At 60.2% G+C, this 16,821-nt stretch carries 16 protein-coding genes and 1 tRNA gene; 13 read left to right on the top strand and 4 right to left on the bottom strand.

The window, feature by feature from the left end; all coding sequences use genetic code 11:
* The first annotated feature begins 63 nt into the window (after nucleotides 1–63).
* From murJ to der, 5 genes are read left to right on the top strand one after another with little or no spacing between them, the layout of a single operon-like run.
* A complete protein-coding gene (murJ, locus tag DX908_RS13275; RefSeq protein WP_116392785.1) occupies nucleotides 64–1,638 on the top strand; it encodes a murein biosynthesis integral membrane protein MurJ in 1,575 nt (524 codons plus the stop codon).
* The gene (locus DX908_RS13280; protein ID WP_147303805.1) at nucleotides 1,635–2,501 is read left to right on the top strand and encodes a sulfotransferase family protein; all 867 of its coding nucleotides are present in this window, start codon (nucleotides 1,635–1,637) and stop codon (nucleotides 2,499–2,501) included. Before murJ ends, DX908_RS13280 begins: the two co-directional genes overlap by 4 nt.
* A 10-nt stretch (nucleotides 2,502–2,511) precedes the next feature.
* Nucleotides 2,512–3,153 (top strand): sulfotransferase family 2 domain-containing protein, encoded by a 642-nt coding sequence (locus DX908_RS13285; RefSeq protein WP_116392787.1) that lies wholly within the window; start codon nucleotides 2,512–2,514, stop codon nucleotides 3,151–3,153.
* An 8-nt stretch (nucleotides 3,154–3,161) separates the two neighbouring features.
* Nucleotides 3,162–3,869 carry a sulfotransferase family 2 domain-containing protein gene (locus DX908_RS13290; RefSeq protein ID WP_147303806.1) on the top strand — a complete coding sequence of 236 codons (708 nt, stop codon included), beginning with the start codon at nucleotides 3,162–3,164 and terminating at the stop codon, nucleotides 3,867–3,869.
* A 38-nt stretch (nucleotides 3,870–3,907) separates the two neighbouring features.
* Nucleotides 3,908–5,278 (top strand): ribosome biogenesis GTPase Der, encoded by a 1,371-nt coding sequence (gene der / locus DX908_RS13295; RefSeq protein ID WP_116392789.1) that lies wholly within the window; start codon nucleotides 3,908–3,910, stop codon nucleotides 5,276–5,278.
* A gap of 193 nt (nucleotides 5,279–5,471) precedes the next feature.
* Here the strand turns inward: der and DX908_RS13300 are convergent, their stop codons facing one another.
* Nucleotides 5,472–5,711: a hypothetical protein gene (locus tag DX908_RS13300; protein WP_116392790.1), complete on the bottom strand. Its 240-nt coding sequence runs from the start codon at nucleotides 5,709–5,711 to the stop codon at nucleotides 5,472–5,474.
* 82 nt (nucleotides 5,712–5,793) lie between these two features.
* On the opposite strand from DX908_RS13300, the gene DX908_RS13305 reads away from it, so the two are divergent.
* Together DX908_RS13305 and DX908_RS13310 are read left to right on the top strand one after the other, a co-directional pair.
* Nucleotides 5,794–6,543, top strand: a complete 750-nt coding sequence (locus DX908_RS13305; protein WP_116392791.1) for a sulfite exporter TauE/SafE family protein — start codon at nucleotides 5,794–5,796, stop codon at nucleotides 6,541–6,543.
* A gap of 351 nt (nucleotides 6,544–6,894) precedes the next feature.
* Nucleotides 6,895–7,329 (top strand): PRC-barrel domain-containing protein, encoded by a 435-nt coding sequence (locus tag DX908_RS13310; RefSeq protein WP_116392792.1) that lies wholly within the window; start codon nucleotides 6,895–6,897, stop codon nucleotides 7,327–7,329.
* A 65-nt stretch (nucleotides 7,330–7,394) separates the two neighbouring features.
* Here the strand turns inward: DX908_RS13310 and DX908_RS13315 are convergent, their stop codons facing one another.
* Nucleotides 7,395–9,026 carry a GH35 family beta-galactosidase gene (locus DX908_RS13315; RefSeq protein ID WP_116392793.1) on the bottom strand — a complete coding sequence of 544 codons (1,632 nt, stop codon included), beginning with the start codon at nucleotides 9,024–9,026 and terminating at the stop codon, nucleotides 7,395–7,397.
* A gap of 85 nt (nucleotides 9,027–9,111) precedes the next feature.
* Between DX908_RS13315 and DX908_RS13320 the strand changes: the two genes are divergently transcribed.
* Genes DX908_RS13320 through DX908_RS13330 form a run of 3 tightly spaced genes read left to right on the top strand, consistent with a single transcriptional unit; the run spans nucleotide 9,112 to nucleotide 10,571 of the window.
* On the top strand, nucleotides 9,112–9,453 hold the full coding sequence (locus DX908_RS13320; protein WP_116392794.1) for an ArsR/SmtB family transcription factor: 342 nt from the start codon (nucleotides 9,112–9,114) through the stop codon (nucleotides 9,451–9,453).
* Nucleotides 9,454–9,455: 2 nt separating this feature from the next.
* Nucleotides 9,456–9,998 carry an SRPBCC domain-containing protein gene (locus tag DX908_RS13325; protein WP_116392795.1) on the top strand — a complete coding sequence of 181 codons (543 nt, stop codon included), beginning with the start codon at nucleotides 9,456–9,458 and terminating at the stop codon, nucleotides 9,996–9,998.
* A gap of 18 nt (nucleotides 9,999–10,016) precedes the next feature.
* Entirely contained in the window at nucleotides 10,017–10,571 is a 555-nt protein-coding gene (locus tag DX908_RS13330; RefSeq protein WP_116392796.1) for a DUF4287 domain-containing protein, read from the top strand.
* Here DX908_RS13330 and DX908_RS13335 read toward each other — a convergent pair.
* Nucleotides 10,568–12,166: a GMC family oxidoreductase gene (locus DX908_RS13335; protein ID WP_116392797.1), complete on the bottom strand. Its 1,599-nt coding sequence runs from the start codon at nucleotides 12,164–12,166 to the stop codon at nucleotides 10,568–10,570. The two genes, DX908_RS13330 and DX908_RS13335, sit on opposite strands and share 4 nt — an antisense overlap.
* Before the next feature lie 156 nt (nucleotides 12,167–12,322).
* Here DX908_RS13335 and DX908_RS13340 point away from each other — a divergent pair, with 156 nt between their 5' ends.
* Nucleotides 12,323–13,552 carry a multidrug effflux MFS transporter gene (locus DX908_RS13340; protein WP_116392798.1) on the top strand — a complete coding sequence of 410 codons (1,230 nt, stop codon included), beginning with the start codon at nucleotides 12,323–12,325 and terminating at the stop codon, nucleotides 13,550–13,552.
* On the opposite strand, the gene lipB is transcribed toward DX908_RS13340, so the two are convergent.
* Nucleotides 13,553–14,275 carry a lipoyl(octanoyl) transferase LipB gene (gene lipB, locus DX908_RS13345; protein WP_116392799.1) on the bottom strand — a complete coding sequence of 241 codons (723 nt, stop codon included), beginning with the start codon at nucleotides 14,273–14,275 and terminating at the stop codon, nucleotides 13,553–13,555. It abuts the gene before it with no gap.
* A 120-nt stretch (nucleotides 14,276–14,395) separates the two neighbouring features.
* Here lipB and DX908_RS13350 point away from each other — a divergent pair.
* Both DX908_RS13350 and DX908_RS13355 read left to right on the top strand, forming a co-directional pair.
* A tRNA-Leu gene (locus tag DX908_RS13350) sits at nucleotides 14,396–14,480 on the top strand.
* A gap of 147 nt (nucleotides 14,481–14,627) precedes the next feature.
* Nucleotides 14,628–16,814: an alpha-glucuronidase family glycosyl hydrolase gene (locus DX908_RS13355; RefSeq protein ID WP_199564716.1), complete on the top strand. Its 2,187-nt coding sequence runs from the start codon at nucleotides 14,628–14,630 to the stop codon at nucleotides 16,812–16,814.
* The last annotated feature ends 7 nt before the right edge of the window (nucleotides 16,815–16,821 follow it).

Here is a 16,821-nt window from a genome sequence, read left to right on the forward strand (position 1 = left end):
GGCATACTGCGCAGATACGCTCATGCCCCATCCTCTCTCCTGAAAGGCTGAACTGCATTTGTCGTGGAATTTCAAGTGCAAGCTGCGGGCCGCACCGAAGCGGCGCTTTATCATGCCCGCAAAAAAATAAATCCCGTCCCGGTGATTGCGAGGGAATGGTTCTTGCGAGATAGCGCGCGAGAGAATGTGCGTGGCCGTCGCGGTTTTGGCGGCCTGGGGGATGAGTTGAGAGTAGAGACGATGCCGAAGACGGTCAGTTTCCGTCACTTCCTGCGCGATATATTCAAGGTCTCGGTCATTACCTTTTTCACCCGGGCGCTTGGCTTCGCGCGCGAATTTTTCGTCGCGGCGTTCATTGGAGTCGGTCCGGTTGCGGATGCTTTTGCGCTCGCGCTGCGCGCGCAGATCCTGTTCCGCCAGAGCCTTGTCGAGCGTGCGCTGCCCATCGCATTCGTGCCGCGCCACAGTGAGGCAGAGGCGATAAGCGAGGAGGCAGCTGAAGCCTTCCGGCAAAAATCCGTGGACGCCATGGCGGCGCTCGCCATGCTGACCAGCGTCTTCCTCCTCGTCGGCACACCGCTGATCGTGCATCTGCTGGCGCCGGGCTTCATCGGCGAGCCGGCCCGCGTCTACCGCGCCTATTTCCTCGTCGCCGCCGTTACCGCCGCGATCCAGTTCTACATGCTGGGGGGAATGCTTCTCGCTTTCCTTCAGGCGAAGAAGAAGTTCATCGATTCGAACCTGACCCTGATGGTCATGAATGTCGTCATCGTCCTCGCGGTCCTTCTGACGGCAGTTGAAGATTGCTGGGTGCCGCTCGGCTTTATCGATACGACGGGCATTCTGGCGCTCGGGCTTTTTGGGGCAGGGCTGATCCAGCTCACCGTTGCGATCCTTCTGACCCGCCGGGCAGGGCTATTTCCCAAGCCCCAGATCAAGGGCCTCGGGCTCATCCCGGCCTTCAGGCTCCTTGGCACCATCGCGCCGGTCTCTCTTGTTTCTTTCTCCCTGACCGGGCCGATCCTTCTTGCCACCCGATTTGTCTCGGATGTGGAAGGCGCGGTCGCCATTCTTTTTTATGCGGAGCGTTTCGTGCTCATCGCGCCTTATTTTGTGGGCTTTGCCATCGCCAATGTGCTCTTGCCCAATCTCTCAGGGCTGATTGCGCAAGGCGCGATCGCCGAAGCGCGGCGGCTCCTGATCCGTACCCTGTTCATGGCGGGCGGCCTCGGCCTTGTCCTCTGGGCCGGTCTCATCGTTGCGGGGCACCCCGCGCTCAGCCTTGTCTTCTCGCGCACCCAGCTTGGGCAGGACGGGGTCGATGCTGTCTGGCACGCGCTCCTGTGGCTCTCGCCGCTGGTGCCGATCCGCTTCTGCCTCCAGCCGGTCATGCAGTTCGTCTTTGCCCGGAAGGCCATGCGCGTAGCTTTTGCCGCAGGCTTCGGCGGCACGCTGGTCACGGCCATTGCCTTCTTCGCGCTGCGCAGCCTCCTGCCTGATATCATCGCGACGGCTTGCGCCGCTGTCGTCATCGGCCAGTTCTTCCAGCTTCTCCTGCCATTCCTCTGGATGGTTGCGGATCGGGGCGAGACTGATAACGGGGACACAGATCACGCAATGGAAAGGGAGAGCCTGTGATATCAAGAGTGCTCAAATGGCATGCGCAGGCGGCTTTGCTGAATATCTACGGCACCGGCATCCGCGCGCGGGCGCTTTTTGATCCATCGCTCCGGTCTCGCGAGGATGTGAGCTGGCTCCTGGTAGCAACCCTGCCGAACAGCGGCTCGACCGCCGTCTCGAAACTCCTGCAGGGCTCTTCACGCTCCCTCGCTGTAACACCGAGCGGGGAGGGCCAGTGGCTGCTGCCCGCCATGTCCGCCCCCGGAAAAAGATGGGAGCCCTCGCGCTCCGTCGATTACGAACAGATGCGCCGCGTCTGGCTCTCGCGCGTGCCGAAAGGGGACGCGCCGGTCGTCGTCATCGACAAATCCCCATCTAACCTCGTTCGCCTCGCAGAGGTCGCCCACGCCCTATCTTCCATGCCGGTCAAGCTGATCAGCGTGACCCGCGATCCTTATGCGACCGTTGCCAGCTGGGCCAAGCGATACCCCCCGGCGCGGGTGATCCGCGACTGGAGACCGTCACTGAAAGGCCAGCTCGGCACCGATGACGCATTCTTTGAGGCGCTCGGCAATATCTGGGGAGAGTGGGCAGCCATGCTGCTCAAGCTCCGGGAGCGCGCCGACTATTCGACCTCTTATGAGACGCTGGTTGCTGCCCCGGCGGATTTTGTGACCGCCATTACCGGGCTTTACCCCGAACTTTCCGATATCGACCCGTCCGCCAACGTGTCGGTCAAGGATTACGAGGCACAGCCCTTGCGCAACATGAATGACGAGCAGATCGCGTCCTTAACCCCAGCGCAGCTTGGCGCTGTTACGAAAGGACTCGCGCCGCATGAGGGAATCGTGCGCGCTCTGGGATACGAACTAAGGGGATAAAAGGAAGAGAATGGAGCTCGCCACCAAACAGATGCTGCGCCGCTGGTATGAACGGGCCACCTTCAAGGTGAACGTGCCCCAGCCCTGCATCCATCGTGGCTGCCTCTTCGTGCATATCCCGCGCGCAGCCGGCAGCTCGCTCTGCCTTGCCATGTTCGGTGTGCAGGTCGGCCACCGTAAGCTGAAGGAATACCAGCTTGGCCGCGACCGGCAGATGAACCAGCTGCTCAAATTCACGGTCTGCCGGAACCCCATCGACCGCGCCTATTCCGGCTACAGATTTCTGACTGTCGGTGGGCTCACCCGCTCGGATGAGGAATGGGCCAATAAGCACGATGTGGGGAAAATGAGCTTTGACGGCTTTGTGCGGGATGTTCTGGTGAAGGAACGTAACCGCCCGCATGTGCATTTCATTCCGCAGCATGAATTTGTCGAACGCTATACCTATGGCCCCGTGGGGGTCGATGTGATCTGCCGCTATGAGAATCTGGCCGAGGATGTCGGCGCGGTGGCAAAGAAGCTTGGCATGGAGCTCGATCTCACCCATGTGAATGCGAGCCCCGCCGCAAAGGAAGAGCATGATCCCGAGACGATCGTCATGCTCAAACGCCTTTATGCGAAGGATTTCTACGTTTTCGGATACAGCCTGTGAGTGAGGTGATGACGAACCCGACCCCCACACGGCTGATGCGCCAGGCAACCCGGCTGCGGCTGCGGCGTGAATATCCCGTGCGGGTGCCGGACCTAGGCATTGCCTATGTCGCCGCCCCAAAAAATGCGTGTACGACGCTGAAGATGACGCTCTATCGCCTGCGCTTTGGCGAGGAGTTCGACATCGTCAATGTGCGCGGGCGCGATGTCTTTCATGTCCATCACGTTTTCCCGTCACAGGAATTCGATGCGCGCGGGCTGGAGGGGACGAAGGTCGAGGACCGGTTCTGCGTGATCCGCGATCCGATCGACCGGTTCGTCTCCTTTTACTGCAACCGCATTCTGTATCATGATGATCTGGCAAAATCCGGCCCGCTGCTGACCGCGCAGGGCCTCAAGACCCAGCCCGATATCAATGAGCTGGTCGCCGATCTCGACAAATACATGAAAGCCGCGCGGCTCGTCCGGCACCATGTCCTGCCGCAGAGCTATTTTCTTGGCACCGACCCTTCGCTTTACGGCCTTGTTGCCGATGTGTCGGAGCTCGATCAGGTCCGCGCCTTCCTCTCCGACCGCGTCGGCGAGGATACAGGGGCCTTTCCGCGCTATCAGGAAGGCGGCAATGACCGGAAGGATGAGGTCCACGCGGCGCTCTCGCCGGAATCCCGTGCCGCCCTTGAAGAGTTCTACGCCGACGATCTGCGCATCTGGCGGTAGGTGATGACGCGCGCGCCTCTTTCGTGTAGGCGCCGCCGATGGTCCTCAAAGTTGCTATTATCGGTCGCCCCAATGTGGGCAAATCCACGCTGTTCAACCGCCTTGCGGGCAAGAAGCTCGCGCTGGTCGATGACCAGCCGGGGGTGACGCGCGACCGCCGCGAATATGACATCAAATTCGGCGATCTCGACATCCGCCTGATCGACACGGCGGGGCTCGAGAACGCCTCTGACGGCTCGCTTCAGGCGCGGATGCGCGAGGGCACCGAAAAAGCCATCGCGCTCGCCGATGTCACGCTTTTCCTCGTCGATGCGCGATCCGGCCTCACCTCGCATGACGAAGAGCTGGCCGAGATGCTGCGCCGCGCAGGCCGGCCGGTTGTTCTTGTGGCGAACAAGACAGAGGGCCGCGGTGAAGCCGGCGCTTACGAGGCCTATAATCTCGGGCTCGGCGATCCCGTCGCGATCTCCGCCGAGCATGGCGAGGGCATGGCCGACCTTTATCAGGCGATCCGCGCCCATGTCCCCGAAGACGGGATGGACGACGAGGAAGATGCCGAGACCCTTGAATGGGACGATCCGCTAAAACCCTTGCGGCTCGCCATTGTCGGGCGCCCCAATGCGGGCAAGTCGACCCTTGTGAACCGCCTTCTTGACGAAGACCGTGTACTGACGGGGCCGGAAGCAGGCATTACTCGTGATACGATTTCGGTCGAATGGTCATGGGAGGGATCAGAGCGCTCCTGGCCGGTCAAACTCTTTGACACCGCCGGGCTTCGCAAGCGTGCCAAGGTGCAGGACCGCTTGGAGAAAATGTCGACCGGCGACACGATCCGCGCCATCCAGTTCGCCGAGGTCGTGGCCGTCATCATCGATGCGACCATGCCGTTTGAGAAACAGGATCTTCAGATTGCGGATCTTGCCGCGCGCGAAGGGCGCGGTGTCGTCATCGTCGCGAACAAGTGGGACCTGATCGAGGACAAGGACGAAACCGCAAAGGCGTTGCGCGAAGCGGCTGCGCGTCTATTGCCGCAGATCCCGAATGTGCCCGTCATCCTGATGTCCGCGCTGACGGGGCGGGGGATCGACCGGCTGATGCCATGGGTCACGCGCGTCTATCGCGACTGGAACGCGAAGGTGAAAACCTCCGACCTCAACAAATGGCTGGAGGCGGCAACCCAGAAACACCCGCCGCCCGCTGTCGGCGGCCGCCGTATCAAGATCCGCTATATCACGCAGGTGAATACGCGTCCCCCCACCTTCATGGCACATTGTCAGCGGGCAGATCACCTACCTGACAGCTATAAGCGATATCTCGTCAACGGTATCCGCGAGAGCTTCAGCATCGAAGCTGTCCCGATCCGCCTGTTCCTCCGTAAGGGAACCAACCCCTATGAGGGGAAGAAGTAGCGGCTGCGCCCCCTCCATCCGCCCATCCCCGCGAAGGCGGGGATCTGCTTCTGAGGCGTCGGCCTCTCATCTTCAGAGTTCATGAAGATGAACTCTGACTATCCTACAGAAGGCCAGATGCCCGCCGGAGCTTAGCCCGGACTTGATCCGGGCCGGGCATGATCGGAGTAGGGCGGATCAAATGCCCAGGAGCCTATTCGTCAAATGAGGCGGAGAGTTCTTCTTCGGCGACAGCGACGCGGAACGCCTGACGGAAGAAAATCCCGCCAACGACAATGGCCGTCACCATACCGAACATCATAGCTGCCCACGCCCAGACGAGGGGCGCAAGGAAAGGCGACAGGCCAAGCCAGACGACCGTGAACCCCGCAATGGAGGCTTCGGATGCGACAAGAATGGTAGAGGGAAGGATATCGAAAATGATATGTTTCACGGAGGTTCTCCCGTTGTAAGATGGAAGATGCGCCTGCGGGAAACCGGCGGGAAGGCCAAAACTTCATTACGGAAATAATTTAATGTTCGAGACCGAAGGGACGTTCGCGCTCTTCATGATGATCGGCTTTGTGGCCCAGCTTATCGATGGGGCGCTGGGCATGGCGTATGGCATCTCCGCCACGACGGCGCTGATCGCGCTAGGGCTGCCCCCGGCGCTGGCGAGCGCCAATGTGCATACAGCGGAAGTCTTCACCAGCGCCGCCTCTGGCGCCTCCCATATGGCAGCGAAGAATATCGACTGGCGTCTGGTTCGCCGTCTTGCGCCCGCCGGTGTCTTGGGCGGGATCCTTGGTACCCTACTGGTCAGCCACCTTGATACCCATACGGCACGCCCCCTGATCGCGGCCTACCTCTTCTATATGGGGCTCGTCGTTCTGAAAAAGGCGATCCGCCCAACTCATGCCAAGGCTAAGTCGCTGCGCGTGCGGGTGCTCGGTTTTGCGGGGGGATTGTGTGACGCCGTGGGCGGCGGCGGGTGGGGACCGGTCGTTGCCTCCCGCCTGCTGGCGAATGGGGAGGAGCCCGCCAAAACTGTGGGCAGCACGAACCTTGCTGAGTTTTTCATGACGGCGGCGGTTTCAGTCACCTTCCTTTTTACGCTGGGACCGAGTTTCGGGCAGGCCGCATTGGGGCTGGTGCTCGGCGGCGTGATCGCGGCTCCCATCGCGGCTTTTGGGGCACGCCGCCTGCCGCGAAGGGGGCTGATGGGAATGGTCGGGGTCCTGATCTGTCTAGTCAGTGCCTTCAACATCGTGACGGCGCTGATGTGAAGGCGACGCCTTGTCCTTCCCATGCTGAATTTATTTTCAGCTGACGCGGTGGAGGGACTTGCGCTTCTGGGTTTTCTGTCCAATTTTATAGTTGCGCACGGGATGCTGACAAAAAACGGCACACCCGGCGCCGTCATCCGAAAAGAAATATGTGACGGTGGGTTGGGTTCCGGCTGACTGAAGGTGGACAGGAGGGGTATTCCTGTCCTTTACGCAGGCGCACGGGTCATCAGGCCGTCAGTATGCCGATCGGTATACGCCCGTTCACCCTTGCCGCAGGGCTGGTGAGGGAGGCACCCGGAATGGTGCGGCCTCGCCAACCTGCAAACTCACATTCTCAGGAATAGACAGATGAAACTTCATTCCCTTACCGCTCTTCTTCTGATCTCCAGCTCAACGGCGCTCGCTGCCTGCGACGAGACCGAAGCTTCCGTTGCTGACGACACTGTTGTCATCGAGGAAACCGTTGCTGCAACCGATACGGTTGCTGTCATTGATGAGCCGGACTTTATCGGCCTCACCGTGACTGACGCTGACGACGTCAATATCGGCATTGTCGACGACGTCATTGCCACGGCGGACCATGGCGAGCTCCTCGTAATCCGGATCGACCTGGCCGATGGCCCGACTTTCCGCGCGCTCAACGTTGATGAGTTCGAAATCGGTGGTGCCGACGAAGGCCTCGTCATCAGCCATCTGACGAAAGAAGAAGTCATTAGCCTGCCGGAATTCTTCCCGTCGGCTGATGTACACGAAGATGAGGACAGCCTCGGCTATAACGGCTGAACTGTTCCATAGGTGACGGACCCGCAGCCGGGCCCGTCACTGGCCTGTCCGGAGTTCCGAGCGGTCTACTTGTAAGTGTAAAGTCGGAATTTCTGGATTGCGAAAGCGTCAGGGGTCAGGCGGATATGCCGCCCCTGATGGGTCTGATCGCCATTGAGCGTGCGGCCCGCTTCCCATTCACCCCGACGGCCAAAACGGCCTTCCTCCGCCATTGCGATCCCGGCGCGCGCCGGGCCCTCGGCATCAAAAGTGAAGGTGACGCCCTTGCCAGCGACAAGGAATTCGTCATCTGAGAGGGCAATGATCAGCGCGCCGTGCCCTGCCATGTCCTGCGCGTCGCGCGGTGTCCACGGATCAATCATGGTCGCAGTGAACTGGTAATTCTCGAGCGTGAACGTCTGGGGCGCAAGATCGATCTCTCCATCATAGTCGATGGGTGCGCGTAAGCCGCGCATCGTGCCATTGCCCTGATTGGCTGTGATCAGATGGCTGATATTATCAAGGATGTCATAGGCATTGCCGAGGGGGTGGCTCTCTCCATCTTCGATGTCCTCGATTGAGAATGGGCTGTAGCCGATGGAGTCTAGCTCCCCAAATGACCAGAAGGCATCCGCGCCAACTTCCGATCGCCCTGTGCGGTTCGCTTCTGGAATGAAGACGGCATTTCCGTCAACGTCATATTCTGCGATCCGGGTGACGAAGTCGTTGAAATAAATATCCGGCGCCAGGAAATCGAGCGAGGGCGCTGCTGCCTGCCAGACTGCAAAGAGATGGGGCAGGGGCCCGCCGCTGGGGTAACCGCCGGGCGAGGTGTCTGGCCTTGCGAGTGCGGCATTGACATAGACCGGCAGGTCATAGGCATCGAGGCCCGCAGCCGTCACATGTTCAACAAAACGGCCAAGATGCCAGGCGGTGAATATCTCTTCCGCTTCCGGAGAATTACCGAACACTTCTTGCCAGCTTCCGCTCTCTGCGCTGCCTGTCGCCTGCCAAAGTGACATTAGGTGCTCCCCGGCATCGCCTGCTTCAAGACGCGCCATCAATTCGGCAGGAACATCTGCCTGCCAGTCCTCTTCCGCCGGCGCGGAATGATCGCGGGCTTCGGGGATCATGCCGACCTCGTTCTCGACCTGCACCATGATGACGGTCCGCTGGCGCCGATCCGTCTCAGCGAGATGCGCCATCAGCGCCCGGAAGGCGTGGGCATCGGCATCGCGGATCGCCTCATCATGCGGGCTAAAAATATCCTGGGGTGTGCCGTCTTTCGTGCGAACACGGAAAAAGCGGCCGTCATCCTGCTTGCCCCATTCGGGCACATAGGTGGACATCGAGTTCTTCCACGTTCCGAACCACAGAAGGACCAGCCTTATATCCTCACGCCGCGCCCGCGTGATCAGCTGGTCGAGGACGGTGAAATCATAAACCCCTTCTTCAGGTTCGATCAGTTCCCAATAGACCGGCGCAAGGATCGTATTGATGTGGAGCGCGTCGAACGTCTCCCAATGCGGCTCGAGATAGGAAAGGTCAGAGGCGGAGGAATTCCCCAGCTCCCCGCCGAGCATCAGGTAAGGCTCGCCATCCACCATGAACTGAACGGCGTCTCCCTGTGAGCGAAGCGATGGGGCAGGCGTTTGCGCAAGCGCCCCTGTCATCAAGGGGAGGAGGCAAAGGAGGGCGGTCATCAGGCTGGTTTTCATGACGGCTTGTTAGCGCAATCACTAACGGACGGCCATGGCTCACGGGGCGCTTGACGGCGGCTCATAAATGTAGCAATGTAACTACATGACTACTAATGAAGCCATGGATCTTGTTTTTCACGCGCTCGCCCATGAAACGCGGCGCGAGATGCTGGACCATGTCAAAACCGCCCCTGGCCAGACGGTCGGCAAACTCGCGGCCCATTTCGATGTCAGCCGCATCACCATCCTCAACCACCTCAAAGTACTGGAGGAGGCGGGTCTGATCATCAGTGAAAAAGACGGCCGGTCGCGTCGGCTCTATCTCAATCTAGTGCCCATACAGATGATTTATGACCGCTGGACGGATGAATATAGCGGATATTGGGCGGGGCGACTGACATCCATCAAATATGCGGCGGAAAAGGCCGCCAAGGAGAGAGACTGAAAATGAGCGGCAATAATGAGGCTGAAAAGGCCGTCTACAAAGTGTTGATCAATGCACCGATCGACAAGGTGTGGTCGGAGCTGGTGAAGACGGACGAAGTGCTTCCGTTCTTCTTCGGGGCGGTGTGTCGGACAGAAGAGGGCCTGACCGTGGGGCAGCCGATGGCGATGGAAACGCCGAACGGGAAATACCGCAGTGTCGTTGGCAAGGTGCTCGAATTCACCCCGCCGCATCGCTATTCGCACACGCTGAAATTCACCAATTTCGAGGATGCGCCGTGTACGATTGTCTATGACCTCAAAGAAGTTGAGGGCGGGGTTGAATTCACGCTTACGACCCTTGGGGCCATTCCTGGATCGAAAACGGCAAAGAGCATGGCGCAGGGCGGCAAGTTCATTGTCGAGACGTTCAAGTCAGTCGTCGAGACGGGCAAGCCCTCCTTCGGCACACGCATGATGCTCGGCATGATGGGAATGATGGGGCCGTTCACGCCCAAGGTTTGCCTGACCGAGAACTGGACCTTCGATAACATCTCAAAGCTTTGATCATCAGGAGAGGGACAAATGGCAACACCGGAAGAACAACTTGCAACCATGCTCAAGAACCTGCCGGAGAAAACCGGCAAGAAGCTGGAGGAGTGGAAGAAACTCCTTGCAGGGAAGGGGTTTGAGAAACATGGCGAGATCGTCAAATACCTCAAATCCGAGCACGATGTCGGGCATGGCTTTGCCAATCTGATTGCCGCCAAAACCCTTGAGGGAGAGAGCAGCGGGGGAGGGGACGCTGATCTCGTCGAAGCGCAATATGCCGGGCCAAAGGCGGCGCTCCGTCCGCTCCATGACGAGATCGTCAAATTCGCAAAAAGCCTTGGCGGGGATGTCGAGATCGCACCGAAGAAGACTTCCGTCAGCCTGCGGCGTAAAAAGCAGTTCGCGCTGATCACTCCGGCAACGAAAACGCGAATCGACCTCGGGCTGGCGCTGAAAGGGGACGACCCGACAGACCGGCTGGAAACCTATAACGCGATGTGCAGTCACCGCGTCCGGCTCGAAAGCGCGGCTGACTTCGATGAGGAAGTGAAGGCCTGGATGAAGGAAGCTTATTCCCGCGCGGGCTAGATCCGTCCCCGGATGAGGTCCGCGGCCCGCTCGGCGATCATGATCGTCGGCGCATTGGTGTTTCCGCCGACGATGCGCGGCATGACGGAGGCATCAATGACGCGTAAGCCCTCGACGCCGCGCACCTTCAAGTCAGGCGTCAGAACGGCATCAGGATTGTCCTTCGCCCCCATCCGGCAAGTGCCGACAGGGTGATAGACGGTCTCGGACGTCTCCATGATCAGGGCGTCAAGTTCGTCCGGTTTCGATGGGTCGGGTTCTGACTGTTTCAGTTTTGGCCCGTGTTTCTGTAAGGACGGTGCGGCGTTGATCCTGAGACAGTGCTTCACCCCTTCGCGCATTCTGGGCAGGTCTTCAGGCGCGGAGAGGTATTGCGGGTCTATAAGGGGCGGCGCCCCCGGATCGGGCGAGACGAGGCGGAGGCTGCCGCGGCTATCCGGATAGAGAAGGCAGACATGATAGGTGTAGCCATGACCGAAGGCGAATTTTCGTCCGTGATCGACGAGAATTCCCGGCAGGAAATGGATCTGCAGATCCGGCGGGTGCGTATAGGCCGATGATTTCAGGAAGCCGCCGCCCTCAGCAATATTGGTGGACAGCATGCCTCGCCGCCCGAAAAGATAGCGGAACGGTTCCGGGATAGAGCGCGCGGCGAAGCCGAATGACAGCCCGTAGGAGGTCGTGCTTTTCGTCTCATAGGTCAGGTGCGCATCAAGATGGTCCTGCAGATTGGCGCCGACACCGGAAAGGTCCGCATGGACATCAATCCCCATCTCCTGAAGATGCGCACCGGGCCCGATGCCTGAGAGCATGAGGATCTGCGGAGAGCCGATCGTCCCGGCGCAGAGCAGGATTTCCGCTTCCGCCCGCGCGCTGAATGCGCTGCCGTCTTTGAGATACTCAACCGCGACCGCCCGGCCTTCCTCGATCCGCAGGCGCTGGACGGCGGCGCCGGTGATGATTTCCAGATTTGGCCGCGCCCGCACTTCGTCAGAGAGATAGCCTTTTGCGGTACTGCATCGCTGCCCGCCGCGCTGGGTCACCTGATAAAGACCCAGCCCTTCACGGGATGGCCCGTTGAAATCATCCGTATGGGGCAACTGGCTTTCCCGTCCCGCCTGAAGGTAATCCTTCGTCAGCGGATTAACGTGGCGCAGCTCAGAAACGCCCAAGGGTCCGCCGGTGCCGTGCCATACATCCTCGCCGCGTTCATTATCCTCGCCGCGTTTGAAATAGGGCAGGCAGTCATCCCACGACCAGCCGGCCGCGCCCATCTCGGCCCAGCCGTCATAATCCTCAGCCGCCCCGCGGATATAACACATGGCATTGACCGAGCTTGAGCCGCCAAGCGTCTTCCCCCTCGGCCAGAAGAGGGATCGACCGCCGAGCCCGGCCTGCGGTGCGGTGTAATACTCCGCCATGATCTTCTTCTGCCGGGCAAGCAGCGCCAGTCCGAAGGGAATATGGATCAACGGATTTTTGTCCGGCGGACCCGCCTCGAGCAGCAGGACTTTCGTCTGCGCATCTTCAGTCAGGCGGCTGGCAAGAACGGCGCCTGCCGACCCGCCACCGACAATCACATAACTCACGGTCATGGAATGGATGCTAGGCTGCGTTCATGATCAGTAAAAGGCCTGTCCGCACGGTGCCGGCCAGTCTCGATTTTTGATCCGGCGTGTTGTGCCACCACACTTGCCGAAACAGCATAATCCGATAAGGGACACGTCCCGAAACGGGGGAGTTTCATTTCCATGACATCACCGGGATTTGTCAGACTGGCGATCATCCTCGGCCTGCTCTGTCTGATCGGGCCGTTCTCGATCGACATGTATCTGCCGGCATTCCCGGCCATCGTTGCGGACCTCGGGGTGTCGGACAAGACCGCCCAGATCACGCTGATGTCCTATTTTCTCTCCTTCGGGGTCTGCCAGATGATCTATGGCCCGGCCGCGGATATGTATGGGCGAAGGCCGCCCATGTTTGTGGGCTTGGGGATTTTCATTGTCGCTTCGATCGGCTGCGCATTGGCGCCGAATGTCGAAACGCTGATCGCCTTCCGCGCGCTGCAGGGGGCAGGGGCGGCGGCCGTGATGGTCATCCCTCGGGCGATCATCCGTGACCTTTATACGGGGACGGCCGCGACACGTCTGATGTCGCTCATCATGCTGGTGATCTCGGTCTCGCCCATGCTCGCGCCTCTCGCTGGGTCAGCTCTGATCATCCCCTTTGGTTGGCGCTCGGTCTTCTATGCCGTGATCGTGGCGAGCGGGCTCAGCCTGTTCCTGATCAAGACCCAGCTGCCCGAAACTCTGCCGCCGGAAAAGCGGATGCGGATTGCCATCGGGCCGATGCTTGAGGGCTACGGTACGCTGATGAAGGACTGGATCTTTCTTGGCCTCACGGCGATTGGCGGCTTTGGCATGTCGAGCTTCTTTGCCTTTCTATCGGGCGCAAGCTTTGTCTATCAGGAGCATTACGGGATGAACTCGACCCAGTTCAGCCTCGCTTTTGCGTTCAATGCCTTTGGCTTCTTTGCGATGTCACAGCTCGCGGGCCGGATCGGCGAGCGCTATGGCCTGATCCGTATGGTGACGGTCTCAACCGCCGGGTACAGCGCGGTGATGATCCTGCTGACGCTGCTCGTCGTGATCGGCATCGACAGCCTGCCGGTCGTGATGGGGCTTCTCTTTGTCTCGTTTGCCTTCCTCGGCCTTGTCCTGCCGACCTCGATGGTTCTGGCGCTGGAGACCAAGGCGGAGCTGGCGGGCAGTGCCTCGGCGCTCGGTGGAACACTGCAGATGCTGCTGGGGGTTGCCTCCATGGCGGCGGTCGCGATCTTCTTTGACGGGACGATCCGGCCGATGGTGGTCGGCATGGGCGTCTGTGCCGCGCTCGCCATGCTCGCAGCGCTCCTCACTTTGCCGAAAGTCGCAGAGCCTGCGCACAATCTTGAGGAAACCGGGCCCGCCCCGGCGGCATGATCAGCCCTCAATCCAGCGCTGATCCGCAATCGGCTGGAGCGGCCCGAAGATCTCGCCAAAGGAAGCGATGAGGGCGTCATCGACCTCATCCATGGTCACGGGCAGGCCAAGATCGACAAGGCTCGTCACCCCGAATTGCGGATCATCGATCCCGCAAGGGGTGATGCCGCTGAAATGTTCAAGCGTCGGTTCGACATTGAGCGCAATGCCGTGAAACGTGACCCAGCGGCGGATGCGTACGCCGATCGCGGCAATCTTGTCTTCTCGCGGGGCGCCGGGCCTTGTTCTGTCGACCCACACACCGACTCGGCCGTCGCGGATCGCGCCCTCGACATTGAAGCGGAAGAGGGCGCCGATGATCCAGGCCTCAAGATCGGCGACATAGCGGCGGACATCCTGCTGGCGGCGCTTGAGGTCGAGCATGACATAGGCAACCCGCTGGCCGGGGCCATGATAGGTGTACTGACCGCCGCGCGGGGTCTTGAAAACCTCGAACCGCTCCGGCTCGCGCAGATCCGCCTCCTTCGCCGTCGTCCCGGCGGTATAGAGCGGCGGATGCTCAAGGAACCAGACGCGCTCAGGCCCTGACCCTGTGAGGATGTCCTCAACCGCCCGGTCCATCGCTACCATGGCCTGCGGATAGGGAATGGGCGCTGTCGTGACCGTCAGGGCCACGGGTTCATCAAGGTAATTGACGCCGCGAGGCGCGAGAATCTCTGTCATCAGGGGCAAATAGGGGAGAAGGACGATTTCACCAAGATTTTCGCTTCACAAGCCGGGTGGGGACTGCTATTCGCCCCCGCTCCGGCGCGGAAATCCTCGCGCATCAACGGAAAATCACGTGCGGTCGTGGCGGAACTGGTAGACGCGCAGCGTTGAGGTCGCTGTGGAGCAATCCGTGGAGGTTCGAGTCCTCTCGACCGCACCATTTTCTCTCCAAACTTATCTCCCCTCAGATCTGATGCTTTAAGCTTGCCTTACTGGCGAGTGTTCGGGCGACTTGTGGAGAGCCCTTTTGATAGCGCTCTCATTCTGGCAAAAGACCGGAAACAAGAAACAGATCAGAGGAGAGGACATGCCAGATCGTATCGGCACGAACCGGGTTTCCCGCGGAACTGGGGCTATTCGCGGGCTCATTATGGCGGTGTTCCTGCTGCTCAATTTCGTCGGCATGGGCGCGCGCGCCGAGGACGGCTACTGGCTGTGGCTGCGCTATGATGAGCTGCCGCAGGAGATGCGCTCGCAATATCGCGGCCAGTTACGGCAAATCGTTCTGGAGACGGAAGAGACACCAACTGTTTCCGTCGCGGCCCGTGAGTTGTCCGATGGCCTGTCCGGCCTGCTTGGCCGCAATGTGCCGGTGTCAGATGAAGGCGCGCGCGGCGCTATCCTGCTGGTCACAGGGGAGGCGGCTTCTCTTTATGATCTTGATCTGAGCGATTTGGGAGAAGACGGCTATCTTCTTCGTACCCTGACCGATGGCCGCCGCAAGCTGACGGTCATCGCTGCAAATGAGGATGACGGGCTTCTTTACGGGGTGTTTCATCTGTTGCGGCTGGTCCAGACCGGTGAGGATATTAGTGATCTGAATATCACCTCCGTGCCGCGGATCGATATCCGGGTGCTCAATCACTGGGACAATCTCGACCGCACGGTGGAGCGCGGCTATGCGGGTCAATCGATCTGGGACTGGCATAAGCTGCCAGATTACATTGATCCGCGTTACACGGATTATGCGCGGGCCAATGCCTCAATCGGCATCAACGGCACGGTGCTCACCAATGTGAATGCCAATGCGACGGTCCTGACGCCGCCCTATATCGAAAAGGTGGCTGCCGTTGCGGACACGATGCGGCCTTACGGCATTCAGGTCTACCTCACTGCTCGGTTCTCCGCACCAATCGAGATTGGGGGGCTGGAGACGGCGGACCCGGCTGATCCTGCGGTTCAGGCCTGGTGGGCCGGGAAAGCGGATGAAATCTATCGCAAAATTCCGGATTTCGGCGGGTTCCTCGTCAAGGCCGATTCAGAAGGCCAGCCGGGCCCACATACATATCATCGGACGCATGCGGAGGGCGCAAACATGCTCGCCGATGCAGTTGCCCCCCATGGCGGAGTCGTGATGTGGCGGGCCTTTGTCTATTCGGAGAACAACCCGGTCGACCGGCATATGCAGGCCTATGACCAGTTCGTGCCGCTCGACGGCAAGTTCCGGTCGAATGTCATTATCCAGACGAAAAACGGCGCCATCGACTTCCAGCCGCGAGAGCCGTTCCATCCGCTTTTCGGTGCGATGCCCGAAACGCCGCTCGGCATGGAATTCCAGATCACCAAGGAATACCTGGGGTTTGCGACCCATCTTGCCTATCTTGCGCCGATGTGGAGTGAGGTCCTTCGCGCGGACACTTTTGTGAAAGGCGAGGGCTCGACTGTCGCGAAGATCATCGACGGCTCGCTGGAAGGGCATGAGATTTCCGCCATGGCCGGTGTTTCGAATATCGGCAGTGACCGGAACTGGACCGGCTCGCAATTCGATCAGGCGAACTGGTATGCCTTCGGGCGGCTGGCCTGGGATCCGGCGGCGGAGCCAGCCGAGATCGCAGAAGACTGGGTGCGGATGACCTTCACCGGGGATGATGGCGCGGTCGGCACGATCCTCGGCATGATGATGGAGTCGCGTGAGGCCGTGGTCAACTATATGACCCCGCTGGGGCTCGGGCATCTGATGGGGACAGGCCATCATTATGGTCCGGCGCCATGGGTGTCGGAGCTGGGGCGACCTGAATGGAACCCGGTCTATTATCATAAGGCGGATGAAGACGGAATCGGCTTTGATCGGACGAAGTCGGGCAGCAATGCAGTTGCGCAATATAGCGATGCCGTGGCGGCGGAATTCGCCGATCTTGAGGCGGTGCCGGAGGAATATCTGCTCTGGTTCCACCATGTGTCATGGGACTACGAGATGCCGTCTGGTCGCACGCTCTGGGAAGAGCTGGTCCATCGCTATACGGAAGGTGTCCGGACTGTTTCGGGTTGGCGCGGGGAGTGGGCGTCACTCGAAGGCAGGATTGATGAGGGCCGGTACCGGCAGGTGGCTGACTTCCTCCGGGTACAGGAGAAAGAAGCCCGCTGGTGGCGGGATGCCTGCCTTGCCTATTTCATGAGCCTCAATGGCCTTGATCTGCCAGCGGGATATGCGCCGCCTGCCCGGACGCTCGATGAATATAAGGCGATGGTCTTCCCTTCAGCGCCGGGGAATTGAGGCGTGA

Source organism: Parvularcula marina (genome assembly GCF_003399445.1).
In the GTDB taxonomy this organism is placed as follows: domain Bacteria; phylum Pseudomonadota; class Alphaproteobacteria; order Caulobacterales; family Parvularculaceae; genus Parvularcula; species Parvularcula marina.

Excerpts from the sequence above, each read along its gene's own strand:
- DX908_RS13285 (WP_116392787.1), top strand. The coding sequence starts at position 2,512 with ATGGAGCTCGCCACCAAACAGATGCTGCGCCGCTGGTATGAACGGGCC.
- DX908_RS13290 (WP_147303806.1), top strand. The coding sequence starts at position 3,162 with ATGACGAACCCGACCCCCACACGGCTGATGCGCCAGGCAACCCGGCTG.
- der (WP_116392789.1), top strand. The coding sequence starts at position 3,908 with ATGGTCCTCAAAGTTGCTATTATCGGTCGCCCCAATGTGGGCAAATCC.
- DX908_RS13305 (WP_116392791.1), top strand. The coding sequence starts at position 5,794 with ATGTTCGAGACCGAAGGGACGTTCGCGCTCTTCATGATGATCGGCTTT.
- DX908_RS13310 (WP_116392792.1), top strand. The coding sequence starts at position 6,895 with ATGAAACTTCATTCCCTTACCGCTCTTCTTCTGATCTCCAGCTCAACG.
- DX908_RS13315 (WP_116392793.1), bottom strand. The coding sequence starts at position 9,026 with ATGAAAACCAGCCTGATGACCGCCCTCCTTTGCCTCCTCCCCTTGATG.
- DX908_RS13320 (WP_116392794.1), top strand. The coding sequence starts at position 9,112 with ATGACTACTAATGAAGCCATGGATCTTGTTTTTCACGCGCTCGCCCAT.
- DX908_RS13325 (WP_116392795.1), top strand. The coding sequence starts at position 9,456 with ATGAGCGGCAATAATGAGGCTGAAAAGGCCGTCTACAAAGTGTTGATC.
- DX908_RS13330 (WP_116392796.1), top strand. The coding sequence starts at position 10,017 with ATGGCAACACCGGAAGAACAACTTGCAACCATGCTCAAGAACCTGCCG.
- DX908_RS13335 (WP_116392797.1), bottom strand. The coding sequence starts at position 12,166 with ATGACCGTGAGTTATGTGATTGTCGGTGGCGGGTCGGCAGGCGCCGTT.
- DX908_RS13340 (WP_116392798.1), top strand. The coding sequence starts at position 12,323 with ATGACATCACCGGGATTTGTCAGACTGGCGATCATCCTCGGCCTGCTC.
- lipB (WP_116392799.1), bottom strand. The coding sequence starts at position 14,275 with ATGACAGAGATTCTCGCGCCTCGCGGCGTCAATTACCTTGATGAACCC.
- DX908_RS13355 (WP_199564716.1), top strand. The coding sequence starts at position 14,628 with ATGCCAGATCGTATCGGCACGAACCGGGTTTCCCGCGGAACTGGGGCT.